This window comes from Chitinophaga horti (assembly GCF_022867795.2).
GTDB lineage: Bacteria > Bacteroidota > Bacteroidia > Chitinophagales > Chitinophagaceae > Chitinophaga > Chitinophaga horti.
Genome location: NZ_CP107006.1, coordinates 5233734 through 5255831, shown reverse-complemented (window position 1 = coordinate 5255831; position 22098 = coordinate 5233734). Strand labels below are relative to the sequence as shown.

General features: G+C 48.1%; 17 protein-coding genes. 11 read left to right on the top strand and 6 right to left on the bottom strand.

Translation table 11 applies throughout. The features are described from left to right. Positions 1-75 precede the first annotated feature (75 nt). Both MKQ68_RS21185 and MKQ68_RS21180 read left to right on the top strand, forming a co-directional pair. A complete protein-coding gene (locus tag MKQ68_RS21185; RefSeq protein WP_264280839.1) occupies positions 76-1086 on the top strand; it encodes a PorP/SprF family type IX secretion system membrane protein in 1011 nt (336 codons plus the stop codon). A gap of 52 nt (positions 1087-1138) precedes the next feature. Beyond that, positions 1139-3130 (top strand): OmpA family protein, encoded by a 1992-nt coding sequence (locus MKQ68_RS21180; protein ID WP_264280838.1) that lies wholly within the window; start codon positions 1139-1141, stop codon positions 3128-3130. A 181-nt stretch (positions 3131-3311) separates the two neighbouring features. On the opposite strand, the gene MKQ68_RS21175 is transcribed toward MKQ68_RS21180, so the two are convergent. After that, positions 3312-3806 carry a hypothetical protein gene (locus MKQ68_RS21175; RefSeq protein WP_244836077.1) on the bottom strand — a complete coding sequence of 165 codons (495 nt, stop codon included), beginning with the start codon at positions 3804-3806 and terminating at the stop codon, positions 3312-3314. 499 nt (positions 3807-4305) lie between these two features. Here MKQ68_RS21175 and MKQ68_RS21170 point away from each other — a divergent pair, with 499 nt between their 5' ends. After that, positions 4306-5718, top strand: a complete 1413-nt coding sequence (locus MKQ68_RS21170; protein WP_264280837.1) for an MATE family efflux transporter — start codon at positions 4306-4308, stop codon at positions 5716-5718. Between the two features lie 86 nt (positions 5719-5804). Then, entirely contained in the window at positions 5805-6704 is a 900-nt protein-coding gene (locus tag MKQ68_RS21165; RefSeq protein ID WP_264280836.1) for a PfkB family carbohydrate kinase, read from the top strand. A gap of 299 nt (positions 6705-7003) precedes the next feature. Here MKQ68_RS21165 and MKQ68_RS21160 read toward each other — a convergent pair whose 3' ends face one another. Next, positions 7004-7816 (bottom strand): S1/P1 nuclease, encoded by an 813-nt coding sequence (locus MKQ68_RS21160; RefSeq protein ID WP_264280835.1) that lies wholly within the window; start codon positions 7814-7816, stop codon positions 7004-7006. A gap of 125 nt (positions 7817-7941) precedes the next feature. Here MKQ68_RS21160 and uvrB point away from each other — a divergent pair, with 125 nt between their 5' ends. From uvrB to MKQ68_RS21140, 4 genes are all read left to right on the top strand, one after another. Next, positions 7942-9999 carry an excinuclease ABC subunit UvrB gene (gene uvrB, locus MKQ68_RS21155; RefSeq protein ID WP_264280834.1) on the top strand — a complete coding sequence of 686 codons (2058 nt, stop codon included), beginning with the start codon at positions 7942-7944 and terminating at the stop codon, positions 9997-9999. 424 nt (positions 10000-10423) lie between these two features. Further along, on the top strand, positions 10424-11815 hold the full coding sequence (locus tag MKQ68_RS21150) for an ammonium transporter (RefSeq protein WP_264280833.1): 1392 nt from the start codon (positions 10424-10426) through the stop codon (positions 11813-11815). A gap of 285 nt (positions 11816-12100) precedes the next feature. Then, positions 12101-13150: a porin gene (locus MKQ68_RS21145; RefSeq protein WP_264280832.1), complete on the top strand. Its 1050-nt coding sequence runs from the start codon at positions 12101-12103 to the stop codon at positions 13148-13150. Positions 13151-13320: 170 nt separating this feature from the next. Further along, positions 13321-14013, top strand: a complete 693-nt coding sequence (locus tag MKQ68_RS21140) for a DUF2461 domain-containing protein (RefSeq protein ID WP_264280831.1) — start codon at positions 13321-13323, stop codon at positions 14011-14013. 179 nt (positions 14014-14192) lie between these two features. Here MKQ68_RS21140 and MKQ68_RS21135 read toward each other — a convergent pair whose 3' ends face one another. Next, a complete protein-coding gene (locus MKQ68_RS21135) occupies positions 14193-14444 on the bottom strand; it encodes a hypothetical protein (protein ID WP_244836068.1) in 252 nt (83 codons plus the stop codon). Between the two features lie 353 nt (positions 14445-14797). Beyond that, entirely contained in the window at positions 14798-15790 is a 993-nt protein-coding gene (locus tag MKQ68_RS21130; protein WP_244836066.1) for an aspartate-semialdehyde dehydrogenase, read from the bottom strand. A 120-nt stretch (positions 15791-15910) separates the two neighbouring features. Here MKQ68_RS21130 and MKQ68_RS21125 point away from each other — a divergent pair, with 120 nt between their 5' ends. The 3 genes from MKQ68_RS21125 to MKQ68_RS21115 all read left to right on the top strand — a co-directional run bounded on the left by MKQ68_RS21125 (position 15911) and on the right by MKQ68_RS21115 (position 20956). Then, positions 15911-18415: a lamin tail domain-containing protein gene (locus tag MKQ68_RS21125; RefSeq protein ID WP_264280830.1), complete on the top strand. Its 2505-nt coding sequence runs from the start codon at positions 15911-15913 to the stop codon at positions 18413-18415. Positions 18416-18492: 77 nt separating this feature from the next. Then, positions 18493-19134: a DUF5606 family protein gene (locus MKQ68_RS21120; protein WP_264280829.1), complete on the top strand. Its 642-nt coding sequence runs from the start codon at positions 18493-18495 to the stop codon at positions 19132-19134. A gap of 103 nt (positions 19135-19237) precedes the next feature. Then, entirely contained in the window at positions 19238-20956 is a 1719-nt protein-coding gene (locus MKQ68_RS21115) for a M3 family oligoendopeptidase (RefSeq protein WP_264280828.1), read from the top strand. 45 nt (positions 20957-21001) lie between these two features. Here the strand turns inward: MKQ68_RS21115 and MKQ68_RS21110 are convergent, their stop codons facing one another. Continuing rightward, the gene (locus MKQ68_RS21110; RefSeq protein WP_244836051.1) at positions 21002-21430 is read right to left on the bottom strand and encodes a Fur family transcriptional regulator; all 429 of its coding nucleotides are present in this window, start codon (positions 21428-21430) and stop codon (positions 21002-21004) included. Positions 21431-21442: 12 nt separating this feature from the next. After that, complete coding sequence (locus tag MKQ68_RS21105; RefSeq protein WP_264280827.1) at positions 21443-22069, bottom strand: SCO family protein; 627 nt, start codon at positions 22067-22069, stop codon at positions 21443-21445. Positions 22070-22098: the final 29 nt, after the last annotated feature.

Below are 22098 nucleotides of genomic sequence, written 5' to 3'. Positions count from 1 at the left end.
CATGTAATAAAGCCGGAATGGCGCCTCCCCGGGCGATCCATTCCGGTAAATTAAGAACCAAGAAAAAGCATTCATATGAGAAGAGTTTCCATCTTCGTAATGTTGACCGTTGCTGCCTGTCTCCCGAAACTTGCATCGGCCCAGGTAGACCCTCACTTCGCACAGTATTATGCCTATCCCTTATGGTTAAATCCTTCATTGGCGGGTATCATCGACGGTGATTACCGCATTACCGTAAACCATCGTACACAAGGTACTAATATTGGCCATCCGTACTCAACTACGGCAGTATCATTTGATGCGGCCACCGAGAAAAACATTGGTGTCGGTATTACTGCGCTCAACATGGCAGCCGGTGAGGCGGGCTATAATTATTTTAATGGAATGGCATCTGTATCCTACAGCGGTATCAAGTTTGGCCGCGAAGGTTCACAGCGCCTGGTTTTCGGTTTGCAGGCGGGATTGATTAACCGCCGCGTTGACCAAACGAAATTCCAGATGGGCAGCCAGTACAACCCGGTGTCCGGTTTTGATCCAAGCATTCCATCTGGCGAAACATTGAAAGCAACATCGTCAACGGTATTCGACGCAAGTGCCGGAGCGCTCTATTTCGACGGCGATCCGCAACATATGTTCAATCCATTTGCGGGCGTTGCAGTAGCACGCCTTACGCAGCCGGAAGATCCGTTCGTGGCTGAAGATGAAAACACACACAAGTTGCCGATGCGTTACCTCATACATGGCGGTACCCGCATCAAAATAACAGATATGATCGGGGTTACACCTCACCTTTTATATATGCGTCAGGGTAATGCGGAGGAAACGGTGGGCGGTGCTTACATGCAGGTGAAAATTAACCCGGAGTGCGACATTATGGGTGGGTTTAACTACCGCCTGAAGGATGCAATTGTGCCATTCGCTGGTTTCCAGTACAAAGGAATTACACTCGGTCTTAGTTATGACGTGAATGCATCGTCTTACAGGCGCTTTACCAATACAAACAATGCATTTGAGTTATCGCTCTCGTTCATCGGCCGCAAACGCAGGATCTTACAGCCAGAGTATTTCATCTGCCCAAGATTGTAAGCCCGATCTCAAACACCAGGTTAGGTATAGTTAAAACAAACGACCTCAGACTATGAAAAAAATTACACGCATCTGGCTCTTGCTGTTATTGATCCCTGGACCATACGTGAACGCGCAGTATGTGATGGATTACAAACGCACGGCCGATAATTACTTTGAATCGAAAGATTATTATTCCGCAGCACAATACTACACCCGGGCACTCGGAGGTTATAAAAGCACGAAGCTGGAAGTAAAGCCATATCTGCCGGAAAAACGAACACCCAAAAAAGGCAAGGCGTTTAAGGACCATGAACAGATGGTATACAAGCTGGCAGAATCCTACCGTATGTATTTCGATTATGGTAATGCGGAAAAGACGTACGCAGAAGTGCTGGCGCAGCCGGAAGCAACAACGATGTTTCCGCTAGCGCGGTTCTGGTATGGCGTAAGCCTTCGCGCCAATGCGAAGTATGACGAGGCGCTCAGTCAGTTTCAGCAGTTTAAGCAGGAATATAAAACACTGGACGATTACGCGAACCGCGCAAACCTCGAGATAGCGAACTGCGAATTTGCATCGAACGAAATGAAGAAGCCATCCCGTTTTGAAGTGCAAAAGATGGCCGGAAATATTAACCAGGGTGGGGCGAACTATGCGGCCGCACAGCCGAATACTAGCACACTATACTTTACCTCTTCACGGCTGGACCAGTCTGAATTGGAGAAAAAGAATACACCGTTCGTGAATAACATTTACGAAGCGACTGCCGGTGTGAACGACTCCTACAGCAATGAAAAAAAAGTGCAGATCCCTATAGCGAAAGGTTTTGAACAGGGTACGCCGGCTTTCAGCGCGGATGGTAATACGATGTACCTGACCCGTTGGAGCGTAAAAGATGGTGTGAAGAACGCAATGATTTACACAAGCGCGAAACAGGGTGACACCTGGAGCGAGCCAGCCCCGCTGGATGCTGCGGTAAACGTGCCAGGTTATAGTTCCAAAGAACCTTTTGCGACCCCTGATGGTAAGTACCTGGTGTTCGCATCGAACCGCCCGGGCGGCATGGGTAAATATGACCTCTGGTACAGTACGATCATCGATGGAAAGATAGGCACCGCGCAAAATATGGGTACCACCATCAACACAAAAGATGAAGAGCAGGCGGCGTTTTATGATCCTAAATCAAAGATGCTCGTGTTCAGTACGAACGGCCGCATTGGTTTTGGGGGACTAGATTTCTTCCAAAGTAAAGGAGAGTTCGGCAACTGGACGGTGCCTGAAAATATGGGCACTCCGCTCAATTCGCAGAAGGACGATGTGTATTATGCATCTGCAGACAGCGACCTCGGTATGCGTAAAGGATATATCAGTTCCGACCGTGAATCGGTGTGCTGCCTGGAAATTTACAGCGTAAAACGTAAATCTAAAATGCTCGGCGGCCTGGTGCTGGACTGCGATACACGCCAGCCACTTACAGGTACTAAAGTGACACTGCTGGATACAGTTGCTAACAAAGTGATCGACCAGATGGTAATCGACGAATCGGGACTGTACACGTTTGAAGTGGAAATGAAAAAGCGTTATAAAATACTGGCGGAAAAAGAAAACTACTTCACCAAAGCACTGCAGGTGAGTACGAATCCGCTCGAACGTATGGATACGCTGATGAGCCCATCACTTTGCCTGAATCGTTATGAGATCGGCAAGGCGATTATCCTCAAAGATATTTTCTACGACTACAACAAGGCCGATCTGCGTTCGCAGTCGCTGGTCGTGTTGGATACCTTACTCCAGATTATGATTGATAACCCGGCCATCACCATTGAGCTGAGTGCACATACCGACAGTAAGGGCACTGATGCTTATAACCTCAAACTGTCAGAAGCAAGGGCGCAAGCTTGCGTAAACTACCTTATCAGTAAAGGTATCGCCCGAAACAGGCTCGAAAGTAAAGGTTATGGTGAGTCCAAACCGATTGCCCCCAACAACCAGCCTAACGGCAAAGACAACCCTGACGGTCGACAGCTGAACAGGCGAACTGAATTTAAGGTGTTGCGCAATTAATGCGACCTCAAAAAAAAGATCGTCGCACGCAGAACATGTTTTAACCGGGTAACTCCCGTTAGCCATGTCCTTCGACGATGACAATCATAATAATAGCCGGAAATATTTCCGGCTATTATTTTTTGGGGAAATCGTACTGGATGAAAAAGAGTTTGTTCCGTTTAACTACTTCCAGTATCGCTTATTGCGGCTGGTACAGGTTACCTTTAGCAGATACGCTGTCAGCGCCAGATGCTTTCTTAAAGCTGATGATCGCAAATGAACGGTACTTCAGTACAGAGTCATAAGTGAACTTAGTTTCAGCTGTCTGACCAGGCAACACAATTTTGTTGATGTTGGTTTTAGACGCAGTCACAACAGAACCGGTAGCCGTGCTCTTGAATGCGGTGAATTTCAACAGCGTGTCGGTTGTTGGCGTACCAATAGAACCTTTAATGATGTTGAAGAAGTAAGTAGTGTCTTTAGTAGACTTGTTTAATGTGACTTTCACGTTGAAGGAAGAGTCAGCATTTTCAGTGAACAGCACTTCGCCAGTAGTAGCAGTACCATTGGTCAGCGCATATTTTTTACTTCTTGCAGAAGGTCCGTCATCGTCACTGCAGGCAGCAAGTGAAACTCCAAATACGGCAGTAGCCAGCAATCCCAATTTGAGGGCGTGGTTTTTTAACATAAGCATGATTTCCGTTTTAATAAGTTTGTTTTCCGTTTACTGGATTATTTTGATCCATGTGTTAAACGAGGGTTGAGAAAAGAATGTTACAGTTATGGGTTAAAAATTTTTGAAAGATATTTTTCATGACGTCTGAAATGCTTGATGGTATTGCGTTAGAGCGTCACAAAAAAATATTCAAATACCAATCCGATGAAAAAAAAGATGATCAGGTATGTAACATTTGCAGTGGCTGATCGTTTGATGGGGCGAATATGATTTTTTATTTTTATCTTCGATCTGACTTCAACTTATAGTAATATGAACTGCTAATGACTACCGGGTACTTCCTGGTTACCGCTTAAATAGAGCTTGCCCCGTCTTATCGCCGAAGCGCACTTCGGTATTGCATCACTTTTAATTTTTATTTCCATGGATACGTTATCGTCGTCTGCTACAGGCAGTGTTCCGCGCGTGTATGCGCATCAACATGAACTAAATTATCTCACTTATAATATTGCATCCAATGCAACAGGTTACCGGATCAACCCGTAAAGGGAATTTTTTTAAGTTATTAAAAGAGTCAATTGTAGGAGGCGAACAGGAGTATACATCGGGTAGTATCGACAGGGCTATATTTCTACTGGCAGTACCCATGGTGCTGGAAATGGTGATGGAGTCTACGTTCGCACTGGTCGATATTTTCTTTGTAGGCAAACTGGGTAAGGCGGCAGTAGCGAGTGTAGGGCTTACCGAATCGGTGCTTACATTGGTGTACTCATTGGCAATGGGGTTAAGTATGGCCTCCACCGCCGTAGTGGCTCGTCGTACAGGGGAGAAGGATCCTGAAGGTGCAGCCCATGCTGCCATGCAGGCCATCTACCTGATGATAGGCATGTCTGTCCTGATAAGTTTAGCAGGTATTTTCTTTGCAGATGACATCCTGCTGCTCATGGGGGCGGGGGCCGACGTTATTCGCGAGGGGCATAATTATGCGCGCATCATGCTCACGGGTAATGCGGTGATCATGCTGCTCTTCCTTATCAACGGTATTTTCCGCGGCGCAGGTAACGCCGCTATCGCCATGAAATCACTGATCATTGCGAACGTACTGAACATCCTGTTGTGCCCTGCGCTCATTTATGGGTTTGGCCCATTGCCGGCTTTAGGGCTGGATGGCGCGGCTATTGGTACAACGATCGGTCGCGGTATTGGGGTGCTTTACCAGGTGTGGCATTTATTTATTAAGAAAAACGGCATTCACATTGCGGCGCGGCACCTCGGGTTTGATATGGCTGTAGTGCGACGGATCATCAAGATCGCCGCCGGCGGTACGGCGCAGTTCCTGATCGGCTCCGCCAGCTGGATCTTCCTCATTCGTATTATTTCCATTTTTGGCGAAGAAGCCCTTGCCGGTTACACGATCGCGATACGCATGGTAATATTTACCATGCTGCCCGCATGGGGATTAGCCAATGCTGCCGCTACGCTCGTGGGGCAAAACCTCGGGGCAAAACTGCCGGATAGGGCGGAGAAGTCGGTGTGGCGAGCGGCCTTCTTTAATATGATCTTCCTGGGACTGGTGTCGGTGGTATACATGATAGGCGCTCCCGCTATGATGACCTTCTTTACCCAGGATGACGAAGTGCTCAGGTACGGCGCCCAATGCCTCCGCCTGGTGACCATTGCCTACATATTTTATGGCTACGGCATGGTAATCGCGCAGGCCTTTAACGGCGCAGGCGATACTCGCACGCCTACGGTGATCAACATATTCGGCTTCTGGTGTTTCCAGATACCGCTGGCGTATGTGCTGGCTGTACCGTTGGGCCTTGGCCCTGCGGGGGTGTTTATCGCCATATCGGCTGCGGAGTCGGCCATTGCGCTGGCGGGGATCATCATTTTCAGGAAAGGGCGCTGGAAGCAGGTAAAAGTGTAACGGAAGATGCGCGGCCTCTAAATTTTAATCGATAAGACTTACCTTTGCCAGCGTTCATCAAGCATTCATCATCTAAAAAATATTGCATGTCCCTCACGGTTGTAGGTACTATGGCGTTCGACGATATCGAAACGCCCTTCGGGAAATCAGACAGGATCATTGGCGGATCGGCTACGTTTATTGCCTGGGCCGCATCTAACTTCGTTAAACCCATTAACCAGGTTTCTGTAGTAGGTGGCGATTTTCCGCAAACCGAACTGGATGCGCTGAAAGCCCGCGGCGTAGCCCTCGAAGGCGTGCAGATCAAAAAGGACGAAAAGTCCTTCTTCTGGTCTGGCCGCTATCACATGGACATGAACACCCGTGATACGCTGGTGACTGAACTGAATGTGCTGGCCGATTTCGCGCCGCATATCCCCGACAGCTACCAGAGCAGCGAGTTCCTGATTCTCGGTAACCTTACCCCACAGGTGCAGCTCGACGTAATCAAACAAATGAAACAACGTCCGAAGCTGATCGTGATGGATACCATGAACTTTTGGATGGAAGTGGCACTGGACGATCTGAAGAAAGTATTGAAAGAGGTAGACGTGCTGTTGATCAACGACAGCGAAGCCCGTCAGCTGAGTGGCGAATTCTCCCTGGTGAAAGCCGCGAAGAAGGTACTTTCCATGGGCCCCCGCTACCTGATCATCAAAAAAGGTGAACACGGCGCGTTACTGTTCCACGAGAACCACGTTTTCTTCGCACCGGCCCTGCCGCTGGAAGACGTGTTTGACCCAACCGGCGCCGGCGATACATTTGCAGGCGGCTTTATCGGTCACCTCGCTAAAACCCGCGATATCTCTTTCGAGAATATGAAAACGGCCATCATTGTAGGTTCTGCTATGGCTTCTTTCTGTGTAGAAAGTTCGGCGTACAGCGTCTCCGCGAAATCACGCAGGAAGACATTGCCAGCCGCCTCGAACAGTTCGTACAGCTGGTGAATTTCGACATCGACCTGGTATAGTTTGATTATATCGATAAAAAAAGAGGCTGCCCGTAACGAGCAGCCTCTTTTTTTATTCGGTCCCTGATGGAAAAATTTTTCGTTTATGCGATTGTCATGACCATCCAACTACTTTTGGTAAAGCCTCTTTTTTTTCGGTATTTCATGGCTACGGGTAATTTTATCAGCGAGCCCCAATTCCTCGATTACTTAGAACTAACCTTTTATCGAGGCCGTATTGTATGAAATACGATTGCTCGTGGCGGTCGGCCTGTTAAATAACAGCGTCCCTCGTCCCTACTCCCCGTAGATGCCGTTCAAAATAGCCGCCAGTCGCAGGCCACCTTTCAGCAGTTGATTATTAAGATCGTTTACAAAGATGTAATTGTAACGGTAGCTCAGTTTCTCCTGGTCCTTGGTGCGTGCATACACCTTGTCGGACAATACATGCGATTCATACAGCCAGTCGATCACGGAGCCGCCCTGGTAAGCTTTTACCTGTGCCGGCGAGGCAATGTCCAGAATTCTGGTGTACTCAGTGTAGCTGTACTGCTGGAACTCGATCAGGTGCTCGTCCCACAAACGATGCAGGTTTGACGGGCGGTCGAACCAGAAGATACTGATTTTGTTACCTCCCTGGTCCTCATCCCTGCCCACATGTAAAGGCTGGTGCAGGTCACCCACCAGGTGTACGAGCCACTTCAAAGCCTCTACCTTTTTTTCTTTGGATAAGGATGGGTCTTTAAGCTGTTTGGTGGTGGCCAGGATCTGCGTGTAAAGGTTCTCACCTTTCATGGCCTTCAGGTCTCTCTCCAACTCGGCGCGGGAAATGTTGCCGGGAAAATCCACATAATGCCATTTAGAAGTGTGGCTATATTTATTGGTGGTGTCAGATTTAATAAAGTCGGGCCAGTTAGATATCATGGCCAGTGTTTCGCGGCCAATCAGGGCGGCGATACCCTTTTTCGCCTTTGCGCTCAGGTGATTTGTTGCGATTTCACCTACCACTCGGTGGCCGATCGGTCCCCAGGCATGGGCTTTGCCTAAGAATAAAACCATAAGTAACGCCAGGCCGCACAGCTTTCCACAATATTGGAAGTATTTGTTCATGAATAAGTATTTTTGGACTAAAGTCGAACAAAAATATGAATTGTGTGTGAAGGCCGCCCTTTTTTTGACTTTAGCAGCCATATTACGGTACCAGCAGGCTTTTACGCCCGGAAAACTCATCTGATATGAAATTTAAATTAAGTTCCCCTTATCAACCCGCCGGCGACCAGCCGGAAGCAATACGCAGACTTACCGAAGGATTAACCGAAGGTGAACGTTTCCAGACCTTATTGGGCGTGACCGGTTCTGGTAAAACATTTACCGTTGCCAACGTGGTGCAGAACGTGCAGAAGCCAACGTTGGTGCTCACGCATAATAAAACCCTGGTAGCACAGCTGTACGGGGAGCTGAAGCAGTTTTTCCCGGATAACGCGGTGGAGTACTTCGTATCTTATTACGACTACTATCAGCCAGAGGCGTATATGCCTGTGAGTGACACTTATATAGAAAAAGACCTCGCGATTAACGAAGAGCTGGATAAGTTGCGGTTACGTGCCACTACCAGTCTGCTCTCCGGCCGGCGCGATATTATCGTGGTGGCGAGTGTATCGTGTATCTACGGTATGGGTAACCCGACCGAGTACGCAAACAGCATCATCCGTATTCATAAAGGCCAAACGCTGGCGCGCAATACCCTGCTACACGGGCTGGTAAACTCGCTGTACAGTCGTACTACCGGCGATTTTAACCGTGGCAACTTCCGCGTGCAGGGCGATACGGTGGACATTAACCTGCCGTACGTAGACTATGGCTATCGTGTAACCTTTTTCGGAGATGAGATAGAGGAGATCGAAAGTATTGACATCACCAATGGTAAACGCATCGGCACGATGGAGAATGCCGCGATATTCCCGGCTAACCTGTATGTGGCGTCGAAGGATATGATGCAGCAGGTGCTGTACGAAATCCAGGACGAGCTGTTGGCCCAGGTAGAATACTTCAAGGCTAACGGCAAACTGATAGAGGCACAACGACTGAGCGATCGCGTGAACTATGATATAGAAATGATCCGCGAACTCGGGTACTGCAGCGGCATTGAGAACTACTCCCGTTTCCTGGACAGGCGCCTGCCAGGCACCCGCCCGTTCTGCCTGCTCGATTACTTCCCCGACGATTTCTTATTAGTGATAGATGAGAGCCACGTAACCGTGCCGCAGATCAGTGGTATGTATGGTGGCGACCGTTCCCGCAAACTGACCCTGGTGGACTTTGGCTTCAGGCTGCCGTCCGCCATGGATAACCGGCCGCTGAACTTCTACGAATTTGAGAACCTGCTGAACCAGGTGATCTTCGTAAGCGCAACGCCCGGCGATTACGAGCTGAAGCAAACGGAAGGTGTGGTGGTAGAACAGATCGTTCGTCCCACCGGGCTGCTCGATCCTCCCATTGAGATTCGCCCTAGCGTGAACCAGGTAGATGATCTGCTGGAGGAAATCGACAAGCGCATTCTCAAAGGCGATCGTGTGCTGGTAACGACCCTCACGAAACGTATGGCCGAGGAAATGGACAAGTACCTGCATCGCATCAATATAAAATCACGCTACATTCACTCCGAGGTGGACACGCTGGAGCGCGTAGAGATATTACGCGACCTGCGCCTGGGTAATATCGATGTATTGGTGGGCGTAAACCTTTTGAGGGAAGGTCTCGACCTACCCGAAGTGTCGCTGGTGGCGATTCTCGACGCCGATAAGGAAGGCTTTCTGAGGGACGAGCGCTCCCTGACCCAGACAGCAGGTCGTGCAGCCCGTAACGTAGATGGCCTGGTAATTTTCTATGCTGATAAGATGACCGACAGTATGCAACGTACGATCGACGAAACCGATCGTCGTAGAGAAAAGCAGCATGCGCACAACCTGGCGAACGGCATCACTCCGCGTACAGTGAAGAAAACCGTAGAACAGATCATGGGACAAACCTCTGTGCTGGCAATCAAGAGCTTCGACGAAAGTTCGCCTTATGCCGTGCATGACGACGCATCTGCCGCATCTGTGGTGGCCGAGGACGGAGCCGCGTACAATAAGGATGTGGTCAAAACCATCCCACAGATGGAGAAGGCTATCGCGAAGGTGCGTAAAGACATGGAAAAGGCGGCAAAAGACCTCGATTTCATGGAAGCTGCCCGCCTAAGAGACCAGATGTTCGGTATGCAGCAGGAATTGGAGGCGATGAAGCAAAAATGATCAAAAAATCATGCAGGCTTTCAGAAAGTTAACATGTGGTTATTTATAATATGAGTAACGTAAATGGATCGCTAAGTGCAATGAATATTTTCGAACATCATTTTTAATATGCTGATTAACATTTGTTTAAACGGGATATTTGAAAATTACAGTAGCGCCACCATCTGCTTTTTTGGAAATTTTCAATTTCAACGTTAAGATAAAGTTAAATCGATGTTAATCAGCATATTATAGACCTTTTTCTGATTGTTAAGCAGATATTAACCACCATCAAAACAATATTAATATTATTATTATTTGAAATGTGACTGAGGTTTAACCCTTATTTGTCCCTTCATTTTCGATTTTTTCCATTTTTTAGCCTATGTATTTGATTTTTTAAATCGTAAATCTACTTTTATTACGAAATTTAAAATCAAACGCTATGAAGAAAAAATCATTTCAGGATTATCTCCCATTTATTCTCCTGGCAATAGTTGCGGTTGCGGGGATCTTTTTCGATGTGCCGGCGAGTTTTTCCGATCCCGAGGGTAAATACAATTATGGTGATATCGCCTGGATTTTGGTGGCCTCTTCACTTGTATTTCTGATGACCCCGGGTTTGTCCTTCTTCTACGGAGGCATGGTAAACCGGAAAAACGTTATCTCTACCCTGATGCAAAGCTTTATTGCAGCCGGCATCATCAGCGTGTTCTGGGTAGTAGTAGGTTTCTCCCTCGCGTTTGGTGAATCTCAGGCGGGTTTCATCGGTTCACCCAGCACCTTCTTCTTCTTTAAAGGAGTAACCTCTGGCGCACCCTGGGAATTGGCACCCACCATTCCGTTGCTGTTGTTCGCACTTTTCCAGATGAAATTCGCGATCATTACCCCGGCCCTGGTGGTTGGTGCGGTAGCAGAAAGGATCCGTTTCACCTCTTATGTACTGTTTATGGTACTGTTCAGCCTCCTGGTATATGCGCCGATCGCACACTGGACATGGCATCCGCAGGGCTTCCTGTTTAAACTGGGTGTACTGGACTTTGCCGGTGGTACGGTAGTACACATTTCTGCTGGTTGCGCGGCCCTCGTAGGTGCGTTGGTGTTAAAGCGCCGTAAGGACCACGTAGAGAAAAAAGAACTCACGCCTGCAAATATTCCTTTCGTATTACTTGGTACCGGTTTGCTGTGGTTCGGTTGGTTCGGCTTCAATGCCGGTTCTGCCCTGGGTGCTAACGCCCTCGCTGCATCTGCCTTCGCTACTACTAACACTGCAAGTGCTGCCGCTGGTCTCTCCTGGTTGTTCTTCGATGTGATCCGTGGCCGTAAGCCTTCGGCACTCGGCTTCTGTATCGGTGCAGTAGTTGGTCTGGTGGCCATCACACCTGCAGCTGGTTTCGTAGGTATACCACAATCTATCTTTATCGGTTTCATCGCAGCCATCATCTCTAATATGGTAGTGCATTGGAAATCAAAATCCACTATCGACGATACCCTGGACGTATTCCCTTGCCATGGTGTAGGCGGTATTGTGGGTATGCTGCTCACCGGTTTGTTCGCTACCAAAGCGGTAAACAGTGCGGCGAGCGACGGTTGGTTCTACGGTAACTTTGACCTGTTCAAAAATCACGTAATCGGTTTGGCGATCGTAGTTTCTTACAGCCTGGCCATGTCTTTCCTGATCTTCAAGATCATCAACCTCATCCACCCACTGCGTGTTTCTGAGGAAGAAGAGATTAATGGTCTGGACGCTTCTCAGCACAACGAGCAATACCATCCCAACAACATGAAAGTGGGCGGTAATGGTCAGCTGAAAGAAGAAGAAATGATTGCCGGATAATTAATAAGATCTGACACTAATTAATATCTCTCCTGTTTCATCACCGCGGCGCGGTTGGTAAGGGCACTTATTGCCCGCTCCGCGGTGACTATAACGATCAGACAGGATTTGCGCGCATCGAGGTTTGTTAACCAGTATTGATATCAAGAAACATCAGCCTGGAATATGATGATCAGCTCAGCCTTTCAACAGTTAAATAAAGAAGAAACCTCAAACACCATCTCAACAGATTTGATATTTAGCATTTAGCAGCTAAGCTCCATTTATCAACCTAAAATTCAAAGCATGAAGAAAGTTGTATTGACTTTACTGGCTGCTTCATGGGCTTACTATGCCCAGGCGCAGGACTCTACCCGTCTGTTACCGGAAGGATTGAAAATTTCAGCATCCGCGGATGTATATTACAAATTCAACATCAACGAAAACGTTTCGGATAACAAAACGAGCTTTACCAATTCGCATAACTCATTCGAGTTAGGTATGGCTTCGTTAAAATTAGAGCACTCATTTAAAAACGTAGGTTTCGTGGCCGATCTGGGCTTCGGTAAACGTGCGGAGGAGTTTTCTTACAATGATGATAACACGAGGTTTGCGATCAAGCAACTGAATGTGCATTATTCTCCGGCTTCCTGGTTGAAGTTTACCTTGGGTGCTTATGGCACACACGTGGGCTACGAACTGGTGGACGCTTACCTGAACCGCAACTACAGCATGTCCTACATGTTCTCGTACGGTCCGTTTTTTCACACGGGTGTAAAGGCGGATATGAGCTTTGGTGCGCATAGTTTCATGGTAGGGGTGTTCAATCCCACCGATCTTAAATCTGCTTCGTTCACTAACAACAAGTATGTGGGCGCACAGTGGGGCTTTTCGCCGTCCAGCGTGCCTTTCAAGTTTTACCTGAACTACATTGGCGGTCGCGATACCTTCCAGGTACGTAACGACCAGTTCGATGCGGTGATCACTTACCAGGCTACCTCGAAATTCGGCATCGGTTATAATGGTACCGTTAGCCATTATAAAAACGGTGAATCCTACGACTGGTGGGGTTCTGCGCTGTACCTGAACGTGGACCCGACCGAAAGCTTCGGACTTACGCTTCGCAGCGAGTACTTCTCTGACAAAGACGGTCTTAAAATTTTCACCGATCCTGTGAAGTACGACGACGGCGGGGGGGTAATGGCATTCACTTTATCGGCTAACTACAAGGTTGGCGGGTTTACGCTGGTGCCGGAGTTCCGGCTTGACCAGGCGTCGGAGGAGTTGTTCTCCAAAGGCGACGTAGCGAAGAAGGCGACTGCTAACTTCCTGCTGGCGGCTATCTACAAATTTTAAGATTTGGCTCATATAAGAAAGGTTTAACAAAACCGCGTTACGCTTAAAAGTGTGCGATGTTTATCGCACACTTTTGCCACGCCGTTACAGGCTGAAGGCAACCATCTGAATTATTCCTGCTTGTAGGAAGCGCCATAATTGTGGCGCTTCTTTTCTTTATTTTGTATATTTTGTCAGCAATTAAGCGTAAACTGATACTCATTATGTTGAGCCCATCTTCTTTGAAGTTCCTGAAGGAGCTTCAGAAAAACAACAATAAGCCCTGGTTTGACGAGCACAAAGCACAATACCAGGAAGCAAAAGCGGATTACGAGAGCCTTGTTCAGCAGATTATAGACGGCCTTTCAAGACAGGATGAAGATATACAGGGATTACAGGTAAAGGATTGTACGTTCCGGATTTACAAAGACGTGCGTTTTTCGAAAGATAAGTCGCCCTACAAAACCAATATGGGGGCCGCCTTTGCGAAGGGAGGAAAAAAATCGCCTTATGCAGGCTACTACTTTCATTTTGAACCGGGAGGTAAAAGCTTTGCTGCAGGCGGACTATGGATGCCCGATGCGCCCATTCTGAAAAAAACGCGGCAGGAAATAGACTACAACTTTGCCGAGTTCCAGGATATTATCTCGCAGAAAGAATTTATTCGCGCGTTCGGAAAGGTAGACGGCGACGCACTCAAAACAGTGCCCCAGGGTTATAGCGCCGATAATCCGGCACTCGCCTATCTCAAATTGAAAAGTCTTACCGTAAGCAAGAGCTTTACAGATGAAGTGTGCACGCAACCTGCGTTAACGAGAGAGATACTCAAAACCTTTGCGGTGATGCATCCTTTCCTCGCATTCTTAAACAGAGCGTTCGATTAATTTATTGATTGGAAAAAACCGGATGACAGACGGATAAATAGGGTGAAAGCTCCTGTCGGGGTTGGCATTGTATTAATTCGTATATGCAACCGTGTTACTAAAGTTGTTGTCCGTCCATGGACCACCTGAATATAGTCCATGGACGTTTAGTATCACTAACAACAAAACGAAACGGACAATTAATTCTTGTGTATTAAAAACTCAAATGGACGCGCTTTACGGTTCTTTAATAGATTTTCTTTATCTGTTCTTGTCTGAGCGAAGCGTTGGTTGTAAACGTTGGCTACTTCAACGATAGGAATGATTCCATCGATTGTATCCTTCTGGTCTACAATGCTCATAATGCGCGAAACCTGCGACGAGAAATTTGAACTCCACTCTTCAGTGAACTTGTGCATAAGAAGCAGCTCACGATTGGTGTTGGTTTTCATAGGAAAGGGTATTTAGTTTAGTAATTGTGAAATAAACTTTAATAACTCTTTTGAAACAGATTGCATAGGATTTCATTTCAAAATTCAATTTAATCTGGCACAATTCAATACTACTTCTGTGTAATTTTTTCGCTGACATGGACGTTACACGCTCTCTCAATGATTCACTTCAAAATAGGACGACGCTCATAGGCACTCTCGTTGGCAGCGGTATATCGTGTAAGCCTCTCAGTAACTCGTGATGTGGAAGTGAATTTACAGCTAATATTTATAAAAAACAATATTCTTTAGAAAAATAATCCCATAGTAATTACACTATGGGATTTGAAGTTATTCACATGTGGATATTTGCCTTAGCTTATCCACTTTTGCTGATGCAGGTACTCGGCGATCTGCACGGCATTGGTGGCCGCTCCCTTACGAAGGTTGTCGGCTACTATCCAGAGGTTTAATGTTTTATCCTGCGATTCATCGCGGCGAATACGACCTACAAATACCTCGTCACGCTCGTGCGCATCTTTCGGCATCGGGTATTTTGCATTTGCAGGATCATCTACCACTACCAGTCCTGGCGCGGTTTCCAGGCTTTTACGAACATCGGCCAGTTCAAATTCTTTTCCAAACTCAATGTTCACTGATTCGCTGTGACCACCCATTACCGGGATACGTACAGTAGTAGCAGTTACTTTGATGTTATCGTCGCGCATGATCTTTTTCGTTTCCTTTACCATCTTCATTTCCTCTTTGGTATAACCATTTTCGAGGAACACGTCGATCTGCGGAATAACGTTCAGGTCAATAGTATGTGCGTAAGCTTTAGGGCCTTCAACGCCTTTACGCTCATTCATTAACTGATCAACTGCTTTCACACCTGTACCTGTTACAGATTGATAAGTGGACACGACTACACGATTGATATTGTACAATTTATGCAGCGGCTCTAATACCAACACCATTTGAATGGTAGAACAGTTAGGATTGGCAATAATCTTGTCTTCGGGTGTGAGTGCGTCACCATTGATTTCAGGTACTACCAGTTTTTTGGTAGGGTCCATACGCCATGCAGAAGAGTTGTCGATAACGGTGATACCCGCTTCGGCAAATTTAGGCGCCCACTCCAGGGAGGTGCTGCCACCGGCAGAAAACAAGGCTACGGCCGGCTTCATAGAAATAGCTGTATCGGCATTCACCACCTTATATGGCTTGCCCTTAAATGTTACTTCCTTGCCTACAGACTTTTCAGACGCTACAGGAATAAGTTCTGTTACCGGGAAATTTCTTTCCTCGAGCACTTGCAACATTTTGGTGCCTACCAGACCGGTGGCCCCTACTACGGCTACTTTCATTGTTTTTTTATTGTGTTTTAAAAAGGAGTTCAAAATTAATACTTCGGGACTTCATTTTTATGAAGTTTTTTTAGAGAGATATACAAAGATTTCTTTAACTTCATTTAAAACCAACAAGTTATGTTAACCCGAATTGTTTGTGCGCTGCTTTGCGCGCCCTTATTGGCTTACGGCCAATTCTCCGAAAATTTTAATGTGTCCGGCATGCACGAACTTCCCGCGTGGAAGGGCAGCGATAGTTCCTGGACCATTACGAATGGCGTGTTGAAGTCGGTGAGTAACCGCGCCAATGCTACATTTTATTTAAGCAGACAGGCTACTACGCCCACCGAAGTGCAATGGGAATGGTGGATACGGCTGGACTTTAACACCTCTTCCACGAATTATGCAGACGTGTTTCTCGTAGCAGATGACGATTCGCTACCCGCAGCGGCCGGCTACTTCGTAAGGATAGGCAACACCCAGGACGAGGTAAGCCTGTACCGCAAAACACGCAACGGTACCATCACAAAACTCATTGACGGCCGCGACGGCAGCACAGCGGCAACAGCGAACGAATTGATGGTGAAGGTGACCAGGACCGCGAACAATGAATGGCAACTGTTTACCAGTCCGCCCGACGGCCGGTTTACCAAGGAAGGGAAAATGACTGATACTGCTACGTTGCAGGGAGGCTATTTTGGACTGCTCGTGCGGCAGTCTACCAGCGGCTTTTGGGGTAAACACTATTTTGATAGTATTGCCTGCGCTGCGTTTGTACCCGACACTAACCCGCCTTTGCTGGTGCAGCTTGAGGTTAGAGATTCACAACATATTTTCGTGTTATTTTCTGAAACGCCTGATAGCCTGAATGTCAAAAATTTTTCTCCTTTGCCTGCGATGTTGTCGCAGGATGTGTCGACACCGGGAGGGTATCTTTTATATTATGATACGCCATTCGTTTCAACAGCGCCTTTTGCATTCACAATAAATAACGTTCGTGATGAAGTGCAGCTGATCATGCCAGCGCTCGATACCAGCCTGGTTTATTATCGCCCGCAGCGTTACGATATTGTGATGAATGAAATTTTTGCCGATCCGTCGCCTTCGGTAGGACTGCCAACATTTGAGTACGTGGAGCTGTATAATCGCAGTGATTATCCGATTCGGCTCGATGGCTGGAGATTTTTTGCAGGAGAAGATAGTGTGATATTGCCGCCTTATCGTTTGCCTGCAGATAGTTTTGTGGTGTTATGTTCTGCCGGTAAGTTTAACCGTGCGCTCACGATCGCTCATTTCCCTACGCTCGGTAATGAGCAGGATAATCTCGGATTATATGACGCCGCCGGTAGTATGATGCATGCCGTATCCTACACAAAAGAATGGTACCAAAGCGACCTGCGTAAAGAAGGTGGCTGGAGCCTGGAAATGATCGATGCCAACGCCGCCTGTTCCGGTCAGGCCAACTGGAAAGCTTCCACTGCCCTGTTGGGAGGTACACCCGGACAGGTGAACGCGGTGGCCGGTCTTCTCTCCGAACAGCAATCGCCCGCTATCGTGGAGTTATCAACCCCGGATAGCCTTCAATTGCATCTGGCATTCAACTACGTTCTGGATTCCATTGCCGTTTCCATTGCTGGTATGGCGACACAGGCAGTGGCCTCAACACCGCCCGCATTCCTCTCAGCCACCATTACGCTGCCGGAAGCGCTGCGAACGGGCCGCCTGTATGACGTGCAGCTCATCTCGGCCAAAAGTTGCTCGGGCCTTTCGCCGACAAACGAATCGTTCAGCTTCGGATTGCCGGAGCCTGCGGTGGCGGGTGGGGTTATCATCAACGAGGTGCTGTTCAACCCGCCCCCTGGCGTAGAGGATTTCGTAGAGTTGTTCAATTCGGGCAAGCAGGTAATCGATCTTTCGCAGCTGTACCTCGCCAACCGCAAAGCCGACGGCTCCCTCGACAATATCACACGCATTGCGGCAGAGCGCCAGTTGCTGCCCGGCGGCTATGTTGCCCTTACCGGCCAGCGCCTGGCGCTCTGCCGCCAATACGCCTGTAAAGCAGTTCGTGATGTTATTCAATTACCCATACCCTCCTTCCCGGACGATGCCGGCACCGTTGTGCTGTTGGACCGCCAGGGCACCGTGCTGGACGAATTTGCCTACTCCGAAAAGCAGCATTTCCCGCTCATTACCAACCGGGAAGGCATCTCACTGGAGCGGTTAAGCGACCAAACGCCCGCCACCTGGCACTCCGCCGCCTCCCAGGCTGGTCATGCGACGCCCGGCTACGTCAATAGCCAACAATCGGCCGCAGGAGCCAGTACGACAGCGTTCTCAGTAACCCCGGAGGTTTTTTCGCCCGATAACGACGGCCGCGACGACCTGGCATTTATCCACTATAACTTCACCGCCCCGGGCAAAGTGGCGAACATCACGGTATTCGACGCCGCCGGCCGGCGGGTATGCCTGCTGGCCCGCAATCACCTGTTAGGCAACACCGGCCGGTTAACCTGGAACGGGCTGTCAGATGCCCAGGAGGCGCTGCCAGTGGGGGCGTACGTCATTTATGCCGAGGTGTTCGATGCGGCGGGTCGGGTGGAGAGGTGGAGGTTGCCGGTTATGTTGGGGAGAGGCTGGAGGTAGCCAAAACCGGAAATAAAATTTACCAGGCCGTCAATCTATTCTAATTTTTTATATTTGCCCTTCTTAAAAAATAGAACATGCAGTACAGAGAAATTGTCGCAGTGACCGGTTTAGGTGGTTTATTCCAGTTGGTAGCCAGTAAACAGGACGGCGCTATTGTAAGGTCGCTCGAAGATAAAAGCACGCGCTTTGTGTCTTCCCGCATCCACAACTTTACCCCCTTGGAAAGCATCGAAGTATTCACTACAGGCGATAACGTAAACCTGGCCCTGGTATTCAAAGCCATGCAGGAAAACGAATCAAAGTCCGCGATCATCGATCCTAAATCTGACAATAATACCATTAAAGCCTACTTCAAAAGCGTATTCCCCGAATTTGACGAGGAGCGCGTATACGTAAGTGATATGAAGAAAATGGTGAAATGGTACGGTATTCTCAAACAAAACGAACTGCTGAAGTTCGATGAGATCCTGGCAGAAGAAGGCGAAGAAGTAGCAGAAGGTACTGAAGCTGCTACCGAAGCTACCGAAGAGGCGAAACCTAAAGCAAAGGCGAAAGCTAAAAAAGCAGACGCAGAAGCTGCTGAAGGCGAAGCTGCCGAAGCTGGTGCTGAAAAGCCGAAAAAAGCACGTGCACCTAAAAAGGCCGCTGCAGAAGGTGCTGAAGGCGAAGACGCGCCGAAGCCTAAAAAAGCCGCTAAGAAGAAGACGGAAGAGTAGTTTTCTCCGTTTTTTTAAGTCATATTTGAAGTTCCGGGCTTCCTTTTCCATCGAAAAGGGAGGCCGGAACTTTCTTTTTTACCCGGAAAACAAGCATACCAACATGGCGAACGCACAAATAGAAAAATTACCAAGGCACTTTTTGCCGGAGAATTTTGAAGTGACAAGCTGGGACGTACTGCAACCTTACTTCGAGGAACTGCAACAGCGCCCGCTTACGGATGTTAAAGCGCTGGAACAATGGCTGCGCGACATGAGCGAACTGGAAGCGATCGTAAGTGAAGACGCCTGCTGGCGCCAGATCAAAATGACCTGCGATACGACCGATAAATCGCTGGAAGAGGCTTTTACCTACTTCTGCATGGAAATACAACCCAAGCTGCAACCTTATGCAGATGCGCTTAACCGCAAACTGCTCGACTGCCCCTTCACCAAAGAACTGGACCAGCAGCTGTATTTCACCTACCTGCGTAATGTAAACAAACAGGTAAAACTGTTTCATGAAGAAAATATTCCCCTGCAGGCGGAGTTGAGCGTGATGGCACAGCAGTACGGTGTTATCAATGGTAAAATGACCATTGAGCTCGACGGAAAAGAATACACGTTGCAGCAGGCTGCCAAATTCCTGGAAAGCAACGATCGCGCCAAACGCGAAGAGGTGTTCCGCAAAACAGCCGCCCGTCGTATGCAGGACAAAGATGCCCTTAACGATCTTTACACCACGCTCGTGCAGAAGCGCGACCAGGTGGCGAAGAACGCCGGCTTCGCCAACTATCGTGATTACAAATTCGAGGAGCTGGGCCGTTTTGAATACACTAAAGAAGATTGCTTCCGCTTCCATACCGCCATCCGCGAACACATCCTGCCTATCGTAACGCAGGTACTGGAAAAACAAAAGGAAAAGCTGGGCGTAGACCCGCTCCGTCCCTGGGATACGGAGGCGGAACCGGCTGGTGTAAAACCGCTGGAGCCTTTCAAAACCGGTGAAGAACTGATCGACAGCTCCATTGCCTGTTTCGATCGCCTGCGTCCTTTCTTCGGCGACTGCTTACGTGTGATGAAGAAAATGGGCCGGGTGGATCTCGAAAGCCGCATCGGCAAAGCACCCGGAGGTTATAACTGTCCGCTGGCCGAAACAGGTGTGCCTTTCATCTTCATGAACGCCGCCGGTCAAATGAAAGACCTCATCACCATGGTACACGAAGGTGGTCACGCCATTCATTCTTTCCTGAGTCACCCGCTGCCATTAAGCGCTTTCAAAGAGTACCCGATGGAAATCGCCGAAGTGGCGAGCATGAGCATGGAGCTGATCAGCATGGACCATTGGGATATTTTCTTCAGTAATCCCGAAGAACTGCTGCGCGCAAAACAACAGCAATTGAAACGGTCGATCACCATCTTCCCTTGGATCGCAACGATCGATAAATTCCAGCATTGGGTATATGAACATCCGCAGCATAGCGTGGAAGAACGTACGGCTAAGTGGGTAGAAATCCTGAACGAGTTTTCCGGTAATACGGTGGACTGGAGCGGACTCGAAGAACATCGTGCCATCAGCTGGCAAAAACAGCTGCACCTGTTTGAAGTACCGTTCTATTACATCGAATACGGCATTGCACAACTGGGCGCTATCGCGATGTGGAAACAATATAAAGAAAATCCGCAGCAGGCGCTCGACAACTACGAGAAGGCATTGAGCCTGGGTTACACCAAAACCCTGCGCGAACTGTATGAAGCGGCAGGCATTAGGTTCGATTTCTCACCAGACTATGTGAAGGAGCTGGCAGATTTCGTGCAAAAAGAAATAGCAACGTTGGGATAAAATGAAAGCGGCGGTCAGTTACTGACCGCCGCTTCTATGTTTAAGTTATTTACAATCTTTACAAACCCCACTCACCACTACCTCCACATTACTTACCGCAAACCCGTTTGGCAATGCTATCTGCGGTACATCTGTATCATCCAGGCAGGTAGTAGATCCGCAACTTTCACATTGAAAGTGTACATGATGGTCATGATGCTCGTGCTCCTTGCAATCAGATTTACACATCGCGTATCGTACCGAAGTGTCTGTGGTCGGTATCTTATGCACGATGCCTTTATCGAGAAAAGTCTGCAGGGTGCGGTAAATCGTAACCCGGTCAAACGCTTTGCCATTCAGCTTTTCGAAGCTGGCGTGTTCCAACGCGGCTTTACTTTGCATGAACATTTCCAGCATCTTTACGCGGGTGTCCGTAACGCTCAACTTATTTTCGCGTAATAGCTGCTCTATCCGTTCCTGTTGTTTCGATGTCATGGTAACAGTTGGTTATTCGTGTATTAAACGATCGATGTCACTAATCAGTTTATCGATGTCTTTTGTTTTGGTGCCTTCATAAAAACCGCGCACACGGCCCTGCGTATCCACCAGCGCAAACCATTGCGTGTGTACAAAATCATCCGGACCGGTATACGTGCCGTCATCGAGCATGTAGCTCTCGCGGGCCATTTTATACAGGTCGCGTTTAGAGCCGGTGAGGAACCACCAGTTTTTAGGATCTGCGTGATGTTTTTGTGCATATGCACGTAGCGCAGGCAGGGTATCCACTTCCGGATCAACCGTGTGCGAAAGGATCAGGAAGTTTGGGTTAGACTTATAAGTTTTATACACCTTTTCCAGGTTAGTGTTCATTTTTGGGCAGATGCCGGTGCACGTTGTAAAAAAGAACTCGGCTACATAAAACCTGCCTTCCACATTTTCCCGGGTAACCGTTTGGCCATCCTGGTTCGTGAAGGAAAAGCTTTTTATCTTATGGCCCGGAGTGCCCAGCACAGGCAATTTCTCCTTACCGAAATAAGTACCCGTTTCGTTCTTGATCACCATCGAGGCGTACCCAAGAAAGACGGCGCTGAGCGCCACAAAAAATACTGTAATAAAGATCGTTTTCTTCGACATATCCTCTCGCTGGCTAGTAAACAATATGC